Annotated in this window: 11 protein-coding genes; 2 read left to right on the forward strand and 9 right to left on the reverse strand. The window is 41.9% G+C overall.

The window, feature by feature from the left end; translation table 11 throughout:
* The coding region (locus FD44_RS10675) for a hypothetical protein (RefSeq protein ID WP_235809387.1) at positions 1–198 on the forward strand (198 nt) is incomplete at its 5' end.
* Here the strand turns inward: FD44_RS10675 and guaA are convergent.
* The 3 genes from guaA to helD all read right to left on the reverse strand — a co-directional run bounded on the left by guaA (position 161) and on the right by helD (position 5,127).
* Entirely contained in the window at positions 161–1,714 is a 1,554-nt protein-coding gene (gene guaA, locus FD44_RS03265; protein WP_010619494.1) for a glutamine-hydrolyzing GMP synthase, read from the reverse strand. The two genes, FD44_RS10675 and guaA, sit on opposite strands and share 38 nt — an antisense overlap.
* A gap of 83 nt (positions 1,715–1,797) precedes the next feature.
* Positions 1,798–2,721 (reverse strand): type I pantothenate kinase, encoded by a 924-nt coding sequence (gene coaA / locus FD44_RS03270; protein ID WP_010619493.1) that lies wholly within the window; start codon positions 2,719–2,721, stop codon positions 1,798–1,800.
* A gap of 108 nt (positions 2,722–2,829) precedes the next feature.
* Positions 2,830–5,127, reverse strand: coding sequence for an RNA polymerase recycling motor HelD (gene helD / locus FD44_RS03275; protein ID WP_010619492.1), 2,298 nt, complete (start codon positions 5,125–5,127; stop codon positions 2,830–2,832).
* Between the two features lie 203 nt (positions 5,128–5,330).
* On the opposite strand from helD, the gene FD44_RS03280 reads away from it, so the two are divergent.
* On the forward strand, positions 5,331–5,990 hold the full coding sequence (locus tag FD44_RS03280; RefSeq protein WP_010619491.1) for a histidine phosphatase family protein: 660 nt from the start codon (positions 5,331–5,333) through the stop codon (positions 5,988–5,990).
* A gap of 157 nt (positions 5,991–6,147) precedes the next feature.
* Here FD44_RS03280 and FD44_RS03285 read toward each other — a convergent pair whose 3' ends face one another.
* The 6 genes from FD44_RS03285 to FD44_RS03310 all read right to left on the reverse strand — a co-directional run bounded on the left by FD44_RS03285 (position 6,148) and on the right by FD44_RS03310 (position 13,649).
* Complete coding sequence (locus tag FD44_RS03285; protein WP_010619490.1) at positions 6,148–7,110, reverse strand: ABC transporter ATP-binding protein; 963 nt, start codon at positions 7,108–7,110, stop codon at positions 6,148–6,150.
* Positions 7,110–8,201: an ABC transporter ATP-binding protein gene (locus FD44_RS03290; protein WP_010619489.1), complete on the reverse strand. Its 1,092-nt coding sequence runs from the start codon at positions 8,199–8,201 to the stop codon at positions 7,110–7,112. The genes FD44_RS03285 and FD44_RS03290 overlap by 1 nt, the downstream gene beginning before the upstream one ends.
* 15 nt (positions 8,202–8,216) lie before the next feature.
* Positions 8,217–9,245, reverse strand: coding sequence for an ABC transporter permease (locus tag FD44_RS03295; protein WP_010619488.1), 1,029 nt, complete (start codon positions 9,243–9,245; stop codon positions 8,217–8,219).
* Between the two features lie 8 nt (positions 9,246–9,253).
* Positions 9,254–10,183 (reverse strand): oligopeptide ABC transporter permease, encoded by a 930-nt coding sequence (opp3b, locus tag FD44_RS03300; RefSeq protein WP_010619487.1) that lies wholly within the window; start codon positions 10,181–10,183, stop codon positions 9,254–9,256.
* A 123-nt stretch (positions 10,184–10,306) separates the two neighbouring features.
* Entirely contained in the window at positions 10,307–11,980 is a 1,674-nt protein-coding gene (locus FD44_RS03305) for a peptide ABC transporter substrate-binding protein (RefSeq protein WP_010619486.1), read from the reverse strand.
* Between the two features lie 31 nt (positions 11,981–12,011).
* On the reverse strand, positions 12,012–13,649 hold the full coding sequence (locus tag FD44_RS03310; RefSeq protein WP_010619485.1) for a peptide ABC transporter substrate-binding protein: 1,638 nt from the start codon (positions 13,647–13,649) through the stop codon (positions 12,012–12,014).
* Between the last annotated feature and the right edge of the window lie 181 nt (positions 13,650–13,830).

The following is a 13,830-nucleotide window of genomic DNA, read 5'->3' on the forward strand; positions in this document are numbered from 1 at the left end:
CCAATATTTGGGGTTCACTTCATCTTCCCGATTGAGGGAGACGTTGTTTTTAGTTGTGATATTAAGTTTCCAATGAATCTATTTCATCTATCAATCTCAGTCAAGATGCATCCACTCAACAGCACCAATCGGTTTGTTCTCTTCAGGGAATATTTAAGTCCTATTCCCATTCCACTGTCGAAGGTGGCTTACTCGTAACATCATACACGATACGATTGACATGCTTCACTTCGTTTACAATTCGGACGGAAATATCACTTAATACTTCCCAAGGAATATGAGCAAAGTCAGCAGTCATCCCATCAATCGAGGTAACTGCACGAATACCAACGGTGTAGTCGTAAGTTCGACTATCACCCATTACGCCGACTGATCGAATACCTGGAAGTACCGTAAAGTACTGCCAAATATCGCGGTCTAAACCAGCTTTTTTAATTTCTTCACGTAAAATTAAGTCACTATCCCGAACGATTTCAAGCTTTTCAGGTGTAATTTCACCAAGAACTCGAATTCCAAGACCTGGACCTGGGAATGGTTGACGCCAAACGAGGTCTGACGGCATCCCCAGCTTTTCACCTAATTCACGCGCTTCATCCTTGAAAAGTGAACGCAGTGGTTCAATCAATTGGAAGTGCATGTCATCAGGTAAGCCACCCACATTATGGTGCGACTTAATCGTTTGAGCAGTGTCGGTTCCACTTTCGATAACATCAGTGTACAGAGTACCTTGAGCTAAGAAGTCAATTCCATCAAGCTTTTGAGCTTCATCATTGAAAACTTCAATAAACTCTTTACCGATAATCTTCCGCTTCTGTTCTGGATCACTCACGCCAGCAAGTTTTGATAAGAATCGTTCTTGCGCGTTAACTTGCACAACGTTCAAGCCAAACTTACCTTTAAGACTGGCCATCACTTGGTCAGCTTCACCCTTACGTAAAAGGCCATGATCAACAAAAATGCTGGTCAGCTGATTCCCAATCGCTTTGTGGAGTAAAACCCCAACAACTGAAGAGTCAACGCCACCGGAAAGGCCAAGTAACACTTTGCGGTCACCAACTGTTTCACGAATGGATTGAATTTGAAGATCAATAAAGTCGTCCATTGACCAGTTAGCTTCAGCCTGACAAACGTCAAACGCAAAGTTCTTCAAAATGTCATTACCATAGTCCGTATTCCGAACTTCAGCATGAAATTGGATTCCATAGAAGTTACGTGCCGTATCCTGCATAGCAGAAATTGGGCAGTCGTCACTTGTTGCAACTCGTTCGAATCCTTCAGGTACCTTGGTTACCAAGTCACCGTGACTCATCCAAACGTTTTGCGTCTTTGGCGTGCCCTTGAATAATTTGGCATCATCAGAAGTAATGCTAATCTCTGCACGACCGTATTGTCCGTTATCAGAACTTACATCGCCGCCCTCAAGAGAGTACGCCATCAATTGCATCCCATAACAAATTCCTAAAATTGGAATGCCAAGCTTAAAAATTTCTGGGTCAACACGGAGCGCGCCATCAGCGTAAACACTGTTGGGTCCACCAGAGAAGATGATTCCCTTTGGATTAATTTCTTTTATTTCTTGAGCCGTGAGCTTATGCGACTTGAGTTCAGAATAAATTCCGAGGTCTCGAATTCGTCGCGTAATCAATTGGTTATACTGACTACCAAAATCCAGCACGATAATTTTATCAAATGTCGATAGATCTACGTTGGCCACTGCGTTCACCCTTTCAAAATAATGTATTTAAACAATCATACCCATCTCAATTGTTCCGGTCAATTACTATGAGGAAACTCTCATCAGTACTTCCGGAGTAATAATCGGTCAATCAAATGGTTATTGGTCTTATGAATAATTAAATCTGCCCGTGAGCGAGTCGGCAAAATAAACTCGTTCAGGTTCACTAAATCAACTTCGCGCCAAACCCGTTCCGCCATCATGATGGCATCGTCACGATTACCGGTCGCGTATGGATAATAATAATTTTTTGGATCCTGAAAGGCTGTATCTAGCAACGCCTTAAATCGCTCCAGGTACCACTGCTCCACCAGTTGTGGATTGGCATCGACGTAAATCGAAAAATCAGTAAAATCCGAAACATAAACCTGCTCGTTACTGGGCAGTTGAAGGGTATTAATCCCCTCAACAATCAAAACATTGGGTCGGTCAATTATTTGAGATTGATCAGGCACAATATCGTATATTTGGTGCGAATAGGTTGGTGCTTCGACGTTTGGTTTTCCAGCTTTGACGTCATTTAAAAATTGAATCAACGTCTTCATGTCATAGCTTTCGGGGAACCCTTTACGGTCCATAATCCCCTTCTCCTCCAACACTTTGTTGGGGTAGAGAAACCCATCAGTCGTAATCAACTCAATTCGTTCAGAGGTAAAAAAATGTTGAAGTAAAACGGCTAGCAAACGGGCAGTTGTGCTCTTTCCGACCGCAACACTTCCAGCAATTCCAATAATAAAGGGAACGTCGTGGGCTTCCTTTTTCAAGAAGTTTGCTTGCACAACTTGCCAGCGTTTGAACTGAGCCAACTTCAAGGAAAGCAAATAAACCAGCGGAATATAAATATCCTGCACGTCTTGCAACGAAATTTGATCATTAAACGCCTGAATTTGTTGCAAACTTTCTTGAGACATTGGCACACGTGCTTCTTGATAAAACTGTTTCCACTGCTCCTTGGTGAAAGAATCGTAGTTGATCAACTCTGCCATTTGCTTTTCCTATCCTCTGTATGAAAATTAAATTGAACTGTTATATTATAGCATTCTTTTCACCCGATAAAGACACAAAAATAGCGGCCAATAATGGTCGCCATTTTGTTACTTCACAATTTCATAATCTTTTTCTGGAACTTGATCAAATAATGGTGATAACTCACCAATCGCAATGACGGAAAGTTGGTGCATCGCCCGTGAGCAAATGGTGTACATCAGCTGACGTTCGTCATCATCATGATAAGTTACCTTGGAAGCTTCCCAAACGACCACTGCATCGAACTCTAGCCCTTTGGCGAGGTACGATGGCACAATGATGGTCCCTGGGGCAAGTCGCTGGTTCTCAGATTGAATGAGGGTGGCTTTTACGCCGCGCCCATTCAGCTGATCCGCAAGGGCGCGACAATCCTCTAGATTTTTTCCAATGATTGCGGTCGTTTCTCGTTCACTATCATTGAAGGCAAGTTGGGCTTCCAAGCGATCCAACGCCTGATCCATACTTGGTTGAACGCTCACTGTTGGCAGCGCGCCTTCCCGAGCAAACGAGTCAACTGCCTCACCATTCGTCAAGATGTGTTTAGTAAAGTCGGTAATTTGTTGAGTTGACCGATAGGACTTCGTTAACTGAATGACGCGTGTCTTGTCTTTATCAAACATCGTACTCAACTCTTCCAACAGCGTCTTACTATTTTCTTTGGTGAAAATTGCCTGGTTCAAATCGCCCAGCAATGTAAATCGAGCCTTTGGAAAACTAAACTTTAAATAAGCAAGTTGGAAAGGTGTATAATCTTGAATTTCGTCAATAAAGACGTAACGCATGGCCCGCTCACCCTTTTTACCCGTCATCAAATCGTACAAGTATAGGTAAGTCGAAATATCAGATAACCGAACGTGGCGATCCTTAATATGGTCGATAGACTGCTTAATCTTTTCTTGCCAGTCTTCACGCGAAATCCCATACTTTTCCAAATTAATAATCTGGGGAACACTTCGTAAGAAATGGACAAACTGGGAATTGATGCTGAGGAACCGATTCTTCATAATCGCATTTCGGACTGATTGGAATTCCTTCACCACAATTTTGCGTGCCAAGAATTTAAATTCCTTGTCATCAGAGTCGCTCTCTTTGGCTTCCCCAGCGTACATATCATTAATTTGTTCCTGACTCAAATCTTGAACAGCCTGCTCAACCCACTTCGTCTTCATTTCTGAGGTGATTCGGCGATTTAATTGTTTAATCAACCGCTCTTTCGTGCCTTGAAGACGATTAGACAGCCGATAGTTTTCGTTAAAGCTATAGTAAATTTCGCTAATTTGTTCTGCCGAAATGAAGTTCTTTCCTCTAAATGGAATGTTCCGGAAGATCATGTCCTCTTTCCCCAAATGATTGGAGTAAGTCGTGACCGCCTTGAAGAACGCCAAACTGTTGATGACATCATTAATTCGTTTTTGAGACGTTGATTCATTTTCTGCAAATCGCTCAGTCAAGGTTTCCACTTTCATGTTGGGCACCCGACGTCCCAAGAACTGGTAGTACGTCATCTGAACCATGTTGTGCTCGCCTAATTCAGGGAGCACTTGATCGATATAGTCGTTAAATAGTTGGTTGGGTGAGAACAAGATAACCTGTCCCGCCGTCAAATGGCCTCGATAGCGGTACAACAAGTAGGCGACTCGTTGGAGCACTGCCGCTGTTTTACCTGAACCAGCAGATCCCTGAACAAAGAGTAAATCTGACTTTGTATCCCGAATGATTTGGTTTTGTTCCTTTTGAATCGTGGTCACGATGCTCTTCATTTTGGTATCAGATTGCTCGCTTAGGGCATCCAACAACATTTGGTCGCCAACTGCCTCTTCCGTATCGAAAACAGTCTTAATCTTGCTGTCTTCAATTTGGAATTGTCGTTTGAGCTTGACGTCCACCGCCTGCTCACCATCTGGTGTCTGATAAGTGACCTCGCCAATTCCGCCATCGTAATAGACACTCGAAATGGGCGCACGCCAATCATAGACTAAAAAGTGGTCGGGCTTGTCCGAAAATGAAGCTAATCCAATATAGATTGTTTCACTCTTTGGCTCGCCTAATTCGTGGAAATCAATTCGCGCGAAATAAGGCGTTTTTTGTAATCTTTTTAAAGTCGCTAATTGAGAAGTTGCATGCTGCCAACTATTTTGACGCTCAGCTAGCATTTGTTGTTGTTGCCGAACTGAAATTGCGGTTTCCATCATTCCAGTGTAAGAATCCGTCTTAATTCGTAGATCATTTTGAAAATTATTGCGGATTCCGGTTTCATCGCTTTCGGCAGTGTTAATCCGCCGTTTTGCTTCAACCTGGGCATCTTTAATCTTGCTAACAACACCGTCTAAATGCTGCTGTTCTTGCTCTTTGATGGAACCTGGCATAAAACCCCTCCATTCTCAAATTCGAGTATAAAGTTTACCACTTTTTGGGGACATAAGCCATCTTATTGTTTCATAACGATTGTTTTCTAACGTCTTTTCAAAAATTGCCGAGAAAAACTGAAAGTTTGCAATAAAGCGTTTTCAATTATGATAGAATAAAGCTGTTAGCTTTATAAAAATGAATTGCGAGGAGCGAATTTCACATGACAACTTTTAACATCTATATGGTTCGTCACGGTCAAACCTACCTTAATAAATATCACCGAATTCAAGGCTGGGCAGATACCCCACTGACAGACAACGGCGTCAAGGATGCCAAACGTGCTGGAGAACGACTACAGAACGTTGTCTTCGACAGAGCGATTTCTAGTGATGCGCGTCGTGCCAAGCAGACCGCTCAGTATATTTTAGCTGAGAATAACGGCAAGCTTGAGGAACCAGAAATTGATATTGCCTTCCGGGAAGAAAACTTTGGTTACTTTGAGGGGAACGATGACTACGCAACTTGGCATATGGTGGGGAGCCCTCATGGGACAAACAACTTCCACGAAATGATTGATACCTTCTCCATTGAAAAAACGAAGGATATGTTGCACGATGCTGATCCTTACCATGATGCAGAAGACAACGCAACGTTCTGGGGTCGACTTCAACCAGGATTTGATCGAATCATCAAGGACGCTAAGGACGGCGACAAGGTGTTCATTTCCACTCATGGTACCTTAATTCGAAGCGTCGTTTCCAAATTTTCCGACATCAACGTAGCGGTCTCCGCAATTAACGGCTCCGTTACTAAATTAAAAGTCGAAGATGGCAAAATTTCCGTTGTGTACTTTAACAACGTGGACCAACCTATCGATTAATTTTTCCAAAACTAAAAGCGCTTGAGATTAGGTCTCAGGCGCTTTTAGTGTGCATTGGTTTAGTTTAGAAATGAGATGTTGCTATGTGAAAATATGACTTCTTAAATAAGTGGTACTCGTTAGCTTAGTCATCCGAGGATAAGAGATCGTTAAAGGTCTAATCCTTCACCAGCGACTCCGCTTGTGCTCGCTTCTGATACATTGGAATTTCATCCTCACTGGCACGAACCCAGTGACGTGGTGAAATTTCAACCATCTTACGTTCCTTATCATCATGTTCGAGTTTAGCATCGTAATCAAGTTGTTGACGAGTCCGCTCGTACTCAGGATCAGGAACTGGCACAGCAGAAATTAAACTCTTTGTGTAGTCATGCAATGGATGAGAGTAAATCTCATCTGCATCCGCAATTTCAAGCATTTTGCCATAGTGCATAACCCCAATTCGGTCACTAATGTACTTAACCATTGAAAGGTCATGGGCAATGAAAAGGTAGGTCAACTTACGTTCACGCTGTAAATCCTTCAACAAGTTGACAACCTGGGCTTGGATAGAAACATCCAAGGCTGAAATTGGTTCATCAGCAATGATGAAGTCTGGCTCAACGGCCAAGGCACGCGCAATACCAATCCGCTGACGTTGTCCACCAGAGAATTCGTGAGGATAACGACTTGAGTGGTCCTTGTTCAAACCAACCGTTTCGAGCAAGTTTTCGACTCGTTTGCTTCGTTCTTCATCGTTCTTGGCAAGGTTATTAATGTCGATTCCTTCCGCCACAATATCTTTAACCTTCATCCGAGGGTTCAAAGAAGCGTAGGGATCTTGGAAAATCATCTGCATGTCACGACGAAGATCTGACATCGTTTTACCCTTTTTCAGGCCAACAATCTCTTTGCCATGAAATTTAATAGAACCTGCAGTTGGTGTGTACAAATGAATGATAGCCCGACCAATTGTCGTCTTACCAGATCCAGACTCACCAACGAGACCAAAAGTTTCACCTTCGTAAATATCAAACGAGATATCATCGACGGCACGAACTTCGTCTGCCTTACCAACGTTGAAGTATTGCTTCAAATGGCTGACTTCTAGTACTTTTTTACTATCATCGTAATCGACCATTATAGCTCCTCCTCTTCTTTGACAGGCTTTTTAGCCTCTTCAGCTAATTCTTGTTGCATTTCTTTATACTTCTTTTGACGCTCAATAATCTGAGCAGGAGGCGTTACCTCTGGTGCATCTGGATGAAGTAACCAGGTAGCAGCGTAGTGTGTATCGGATACCTTGAAGAATGGTGGCTCTTGTTCCGTATCAATCTTCATGGCGTACGCATTCCGTGGCGCAAACGAATCTCCCTTTGGTGGATCCAATAAATCAGGAGGCGTTCCTGGAATTGATGGTAATGAATCGTCGGCAGTGTCCATCGTTGGCATTGAATTCAATAGTCCCCATGTGTATGGGTGCTTTGGATCGTAGAATATTTCGTCAACGGTTCCAAATTCAACAATTTTACCTGCATACATAACGGCAACCCGATCGGCCATTCCAGCAACAACACCCAAGTCATGGGTGATGAAAATAATTGAAGTTGAAATTTTATCTTGAAGTTCCTTCATCAAACGTAAAATTTGAGCTTGAATCGTCACATCCAAAGCAGTTGTAGGTTCATCAGCAATGATGATTTCTGGGTAGTTAATCAACGCAATCGCAATCACGATTCGTTGACGCATCCCACCTGAAAATTGGTGAGGATAGTCATTGATTCGGTGTTCCGCATCAGTGATTCCAACCAACTTCATCATTTCCAACGCTTGTGACATTGCCTTATCCTTCTTCATACCCTTATGAATCATGAGCGGTTCGGCAATTTGCCGACCAATCTTCATGGTTGGGTCTAATGAAGTCATCGGATCTTGGAAGATTTCAGCGATTTCGGCACCACGCATGGCTTCAATTTCCTTATCGCTCATCTTTAAAATGTCTTTATCATGGAACATAATGCTACCTTTCGCAACATCGGCATTCGAAGCGTTTAAGCCCATGATTGAACGGGTTGTAACTGTTTTACCTGAACCAGATTCACCAACGATTGCGAGCGTTTCACCCTTATTGAGGTCGAAACTAACGTCACGAATGGCCTTAACTGTTCCAGCATAAGTATTGAAATTAATCGTTAAGTCTTTAACTTCTAGAATTTTTTCTTTACTTTCCATAGTTCGTTAGTTCACCTACCCTCTCGATTGTGACTGTGGATCAAAGGCATCTCGTAGACCATCACCAAATAGGTTAAAGGCAATCATAATGATTGAAAGAACGATTGCGGGATACCACATTTGATAAGGCAAGAATTGGAAGTTCTTCTGGCCATCATTCAGCAAAGTACCAAGTGATGCTTTAGGAGAACTGATACCAATCCCAATGTACGAAAGTAGCGCTTCGAAGAAGATTGCGTTTGGAATCGTAAACATTGTTTGAATAATAATGACACTTGAAAGGTTTGGCAACAAATGTTTGAACGCAATTTTCCATGAGCTTTCACCCAAAGTTTCAGCGGCCAAAACGTATTCTTGTTCCTTAATTTCAAGGGTTTGGGCCCGTACAAGACGCGCCATTGTCGTCCAACCAGTAAAGGCAATTGCCAAGATAATTGACGTCATACCAGGTTTCAAGATCAAGATTAACAGCACGATAACAACCAAGTTAGGAATCGACAAAATGATTTCGATTACCCGCTGCATGAATGTATCGACACGGCCACCCTTCCAACCTGAGAAAATTCCGTAAGTAACACCAATTGTTAAATCAAAGAACGTTGCAACAACGGCAATGATTAAGGAAATTCGTGTCCCAAATAAAATTCTTGATAAGAGGTCACGACCTAAGTAGTCAGTTCCAAGCCAGTAATGAATGCTTGAGCCAGCGCCTGCTTGTGCGTACGCATTAACTCGGTGTCCCGCCTGTACCAAAGTTCCGTTAAATCCGTTTATGCCAACTCCCGGCCATTTTGGTGGTAAGTTCGCAAATTGTGGATTAACAGCATTTGGGTTATGTGGAGACCAAATGAGTGAGCCAAATGCCAGAATGAAGAAGAAAACCAGGATCCACATTGAAATAACGGCACCCTTATTCTTTTTCAAACGACGCCAAGCATCTTGAGCAAACGTCAATGATGGCGCAGCAATCTTTTCACTATCTAGATTATCGCCCTTTGTTAGTTTATCAAAACTACCTGCAGGGAGTTTAATTTCATCAGCCATATTTATTTTTACCCCCTGTTTTCCGTAATTCGGATTCGTGGATCAATGATGCCGTATACGATATCCGTAAGAAGCAACACGACCGTCAACATGAAACAATAAACGATTGTCAGTCCCATAATGGTTGGGTAATCATTCGTCAAAACGGATTGAACGAATTGGTTACCAATACCAGGGATTGAGAAGATGTTTTCAATAACCATCGAACCGGTCATGATGTTAACCGCAACGGGTCCAATGATGGTGACCAACGGAATCAAACTATTCCGGAGCGCATGGTGATAAATAACACCTGTTTTGCTCATTCCTTTGGCCCGAGCAAGTTCAATGTAATCCGAACTCAACACATCAACCATTTCCGTCCGGACGAATCGCGCGGATTCAGCCAGCGGCGCCATTGCCAACGCAAGCGTCGGTAGCACCGTGTAACTAAAGCCACCCCAATCGGCAATTGGGAACCAACCCAATTTCAATCCGATAAAGTACTGAAGAACAACGGCCAACACGAAACTTGGAATTGAAATTCCCAAGATTGAGATAATGGTTGTTGCACTATCCATCCAAGTGTTTCGTTTAACGGCACCAAAGGCACCAATGACGATTCCAACAATAACACCAAGAACCATTGCTTGAACCCCTAATTGAATTGAGGCGCCAATTCGACTTGAAATCAAGTATGAAACTGGTTGGTCACTGAATTGGAAGGAAGTTCCGAAGTCACCATGAGTTGCGTTAATCAAATACTCGATGTATTGCAGCCATACTGGCTTATCCAACCCATATTGTTTGTAAATCAAATGGATTTGAGAAGGCGAAAGTTTCTCCTGGTTGGTCAGTGGCGTACCTGGCATTAACTTCATCAAGAAGAACGTTAACGTGGTAACGATGAAAAGTGTTAATACCAGATAGAAAATTCGTTTACCTAGATATCTTGCCATATTCTTTCCTCTCATTTCTAACTAAATTAGTCCTAATAAAACCATAATAACCGTATAATCAATGCACTTCAATATGTAAAAGTAAGGGTTAACGACTAAGTTAATCCTTACTTATAGTCTAGATTATTTAGCTACATACATATTTTTAAAGTTAAATGGTGTTCCAGCGGTGTTGTAGATGATACCTTTCACCTTAGAATTCATCATTTGTGGTTGGCTAGTCTGGAATAATGGAACGACACCTTGGTCCTTCATTAATTCTTTTTCAGCTTTAACCATATTATCCCAACGTTGCTGTGTTTGATCGGCAGAAGCGTCATTGGCTTTGTCCATGTAGTTGTTGAAAGCTTTGTTGGTCCAACTACCATTATTTTGTGGGTTATCCTTTGTCATAATGTTTAAATCAGTTGAAGGATCTGAGTAATCAGCACCCCAAAGTGTAATGACAGCTTGGAAGTTACCAGCAGCGGAACGTTGCAAACGTGTCTTATATGGTAAGTTCAAGTTTTCAACTTTCACTTGTGGCAATACCTTTTGAATTTGGCTTTGAATATACTCAGCCGCGTTCTTTTCTTGTGGCGTGTTATCAGCCATCAAAGTAAAGGTTAACTTCTTCAAACCAACTTCCTTAAGACCTTCTTTCATCAACTTTTGAGCCTTAGCTTTGTCGTATGAAATTCCAACGCCATCGCTATCGGCATCCTTAGTGAAATCGGCACCCGTCTTAGGATTCTTTGCCAAGTCCTTCGTTACAAATCCAGGAGCAGCAATTGACCCATCAGCTAGGACATTCTTAACCATTTGTTTACGTTGTAATGCGTAAGAGATGGCTTGACGAATTTTCTTGTTCTGGAATGCCTTGCCGACTTTCTTATCCTTTTGGTTAAACTCAAGATAAGCTAATCGGGCCATTGGACGAACCTTCATTGACTTGTTAGACAACATGTTCTTAACTTGTTGGCCAGTCAATGTTGCGGCGTCTAATTTGCCACTCTGGAATTGGTTCAAAGCAGTATTGGAATCAGCAACAACTTGATCGTTGAGTTTCTTCAACGTCACGTTCTTCTTGTCCCAGTACTTATTGTTCTTGACCAATGACCAAGAATCGTTAGTCCCAGTCCAGCCCTTCAACGTGTAAGGACCGTTGTAAAGAACAGCGCTTGCTTTAGTTCCGTATGTCTTACCTTCTTTTTCAACAAATTGTTGATTTTGAGGGAAGAATGGGACGAAGCCCATTAGGAGTTTGAAGTATGGAATGTTCTTTTCCAACGTAACAACAAGTTTGTACTTGCCATCAGCCTTAACACCTAAGCTATTAACGGCCTTCTTACCATCAACAATGGCATCAGCATTCTTAATTCCAGAGTAAATGTAAGAATATTGGCCTGCAGTCTTTGGATTAACGGTACGACGCCAGCCGTATACGAAATCATTTGCGGTTACTTCTGCACCGTTACTCCATTTAGCGCCTTTACGTAAAGTAAAGGTCCAAGTCTTGCCGTCCTTTGAAGTGGTTGTCTTAGTTGCCATACCTGCTTCAACCTTGTTGTCTTTGCCCAAACGATATAACCCCTCGTTTGTGTTGTTCATCATGTTAAAACTAATTTGATCGGTTGCCTTGGAACTGTCCATACTTGGTAACTGTGATGATTCCATCCAGTTGACCGTTTGGTTAGTTGCCAGGTTTCCCTTTGAGCTACTACCTGAATCGCTGTCCTTCGTACTGCCGCAAGCAGCTAATAGAAGTACAGAAGCAGCTGCAACAACTACCGTCGCACCAATTTGCTTAATTTTCATACCGGTCTCCCCCGAGAAGTTGTTTTATAACTTATTTACCAATATATGCTTGGCTGTAATCCCAATTTGCGCCTGTTGGGAAGTAAACTAATCCCTTAACCTTTGAATTTACCAACTGAGGTTGAACCTGTTGATACAATGGAACAATTCCTTGATCCTGTAAGATGGTCTTTGATGCTGTAACCATATCGTTCCAACGAGCTGTTGAGTTGTTGGCATCCTTACCTTCAGCATTCTTTACGGCTGTATCGTAAGCCTTGTTGCTCCAGCTACCATTGTTGTAACTGTTGCTTGATGTGAAGAGTGATAAGAATGAAATTGGATCTGGGAAGTCTGCACCCCATGCAGAAACAACTAAATCAAAGTCACCACTTTGTGAACGGCTCAAACGAGTCTTGAATGGTAAGTTTTGGTTGGTGATCTTCAAGTTAGGCAACTTAGTCAACTGACTTTGTAGGAATTCAGTTGTCTTCTTACCAGCATCAGTATCATCAGAAAGTAAGTCCAATGAAATTGATTTTTCGCCAGTTTCTTTAAGCGCTTCTTTCCAAAGCTTTTGTGCTTCAGCAACGTTCTTAGTTGAAGCTGACTTAACGGCAGAAGCCTTAGTGAAGTCTTCACCATTCTTGCTTGCCAAACCTTGTGATACTAAGTTGTTAGCAACGATTGAACCATCAGCTAACACGTGGTTAACAAATTGTTTCTTATCGATAACCATTGAGATAGCTTGACGAGCCTTTTTATTCTTGAAAATCTTATCTTTCTTTTGGTTCATTTCAAGGTAGAAGGTTGAAGCTGACTTACGAGACTTAAATTGTTTGTCGTTCTTGTATTGCTTAACTTGAGTCCCTGAAAGGATGGTTGCATCCAACTTCTTGCTGTTAAATTGGTTAAGTGCTGTACCAGGATCCTTAAAGACCTGAGTATGAACCTTCTTTAATTTAACATTCTTAGCATTCCAGTAGTTCTTGTTCTTAACCAAGTCCCATGAATCGCTGGTACCATTCCAGTTAGTTAACTTGAATGGGCCATTGTAAACTAAGCTTGAAGAGTTAGAAGCGTATTTTGAGCCTAACTTCGTTACTTCCGACTTAAGTTGTGGGAAGAATGATGGGTTAGCAACTAACATCTTGAAGTATGCTTGTGGTTTATCCAAAGTAACAACCAGTTTATAATCTCCGTCAGCCTTTACGCCTAACTTATTAACTGCTAATTTACCTGTATTAACCTTTGTGGCATTCTTGATGTTATCAAACAAGTAAGCATATTGTGATGCCGTTTTTGGATCAAGTGTTCGTTGCCAAGCGTAAACGAAATCGTTTGCGGTAACAGCCTTGCCGTTGCTCCACTTAGACTTTCTAAGGTTAAAGGTATATGTTTTACCATCCTTAGAAACTGAGTAAGTTTTTGCAACCCCTGGGTGAAGCTTTGAGTTCGTTCCAAAACGTAACAACCCCTCGTTAACGTTGTTAAGAACTTCCCCACTTGTAACGTCGGTGGATTTTGAACTATCCATCGTTGGAATCTCTGACTTCTCGTACCAATTCAACGTTTGGTCACTTGCTAAATCTTTACTTGAGCTATCGCTGCTTTTAGAACCACACGCAGCTAACAGAACTAAAGATGCAGCAGCAACGGCGCCTAGCTTTGCAACTGAACTTATTTTCATGCTTTACTCTCTCCTTTATTATGTAGGCCTCAAACCTATATATATGCACTTCCTTGAAAAGTTGAATTAATTGTATATTAGAAAGAGATTAAAATCAATGAACTTTTTTTATGAAAGTAACAGTATCAGGGCAAATGACTGTTGTAATGGGAATAACAGAATGAATATTTTTTTAGAAAAT

The sequence above is a fragment of the Secundilactobacillus malefermentans DSM 5705 = KCTC 3548 genome (assembly GCF_001436395.1).
In the GTDB taxonomy this organism is placed as follows: Bacteria; Bacillota; Bacilli; order Lactobacillales; family Lactobacillaceae; genus Secundilactobacillus; species Secundilactobacillus malefermentans.

What these genes read in the sequence shown, in the direction of transcription:
- coaA (WP_010619493.1), bottom strand. Translation starts at nt 2,721, where the DNA reads ATGGCAGAGTTGATCAACTACGATTCTTTCACCAAGGAGCAGTGGAAA.
- helD (WP_010619492.1), bottom strand. Translation starts at nt 5,127, where the DNA reads ATGCCAGGTTCCATCAAAGAGCAAGAACAGCAGCATTTAGACGGTGTT.
- FD44_RS03280 (WP_010619491.1), top strand. Translation starts at nt 5,331, where the DNA reads ATGACAACTTTTAACATCTATATGGTTCGTCACGGTCAAACCTACCTT.
- FD44_RS03285 (WP_010619490.1), bottom strand. Translation starts at nt 7,110, where the DNA reads ATGGTCGATTACGATGATAGTAAAAAAGTACTAGAAGTCAGCCATTTG.
- FD44_RS03290 (WP_010619489.1), bottom strand. Translation starts at nt 8,201, where the DNA reads ATGGAAAGTAAAGAAAAAATTCTAGAAGTTAAAGACTTAACGATTAAT.
- FD44_RS03295 (WP_010619488.1), bottom strand. Translation starts at nt 9,245, where the DNA reads ATGGCTGATGAAATTAAACTCCCTGCAGGTAGTTTTGATAAACTAACA.
- opp3b (WP_010619487.1), bottom strand. Translation starts at nt 10,183, where the DNA reads ATGGCAAGATATCTAGGTAAACGAATTTTCTATCTGGTATTAACACTT.
- FD44_RS03305 (WP_010619486.1), bottom strand. Translation starts at nt 11,980, where the DNA reads ATGAAAATTAAGCAAATTGGTGCGACGGTAGTTGTTGCAGCTGCTTCT.
- FD44_RS03310 (WP_010619485.1), bottom strand. Translation starts at nt 13,649, where the DNA reads ATGAAAATAAGTTCAGTTGCAAAGCTAGGCGCCGTTGCTGCTGCATCT.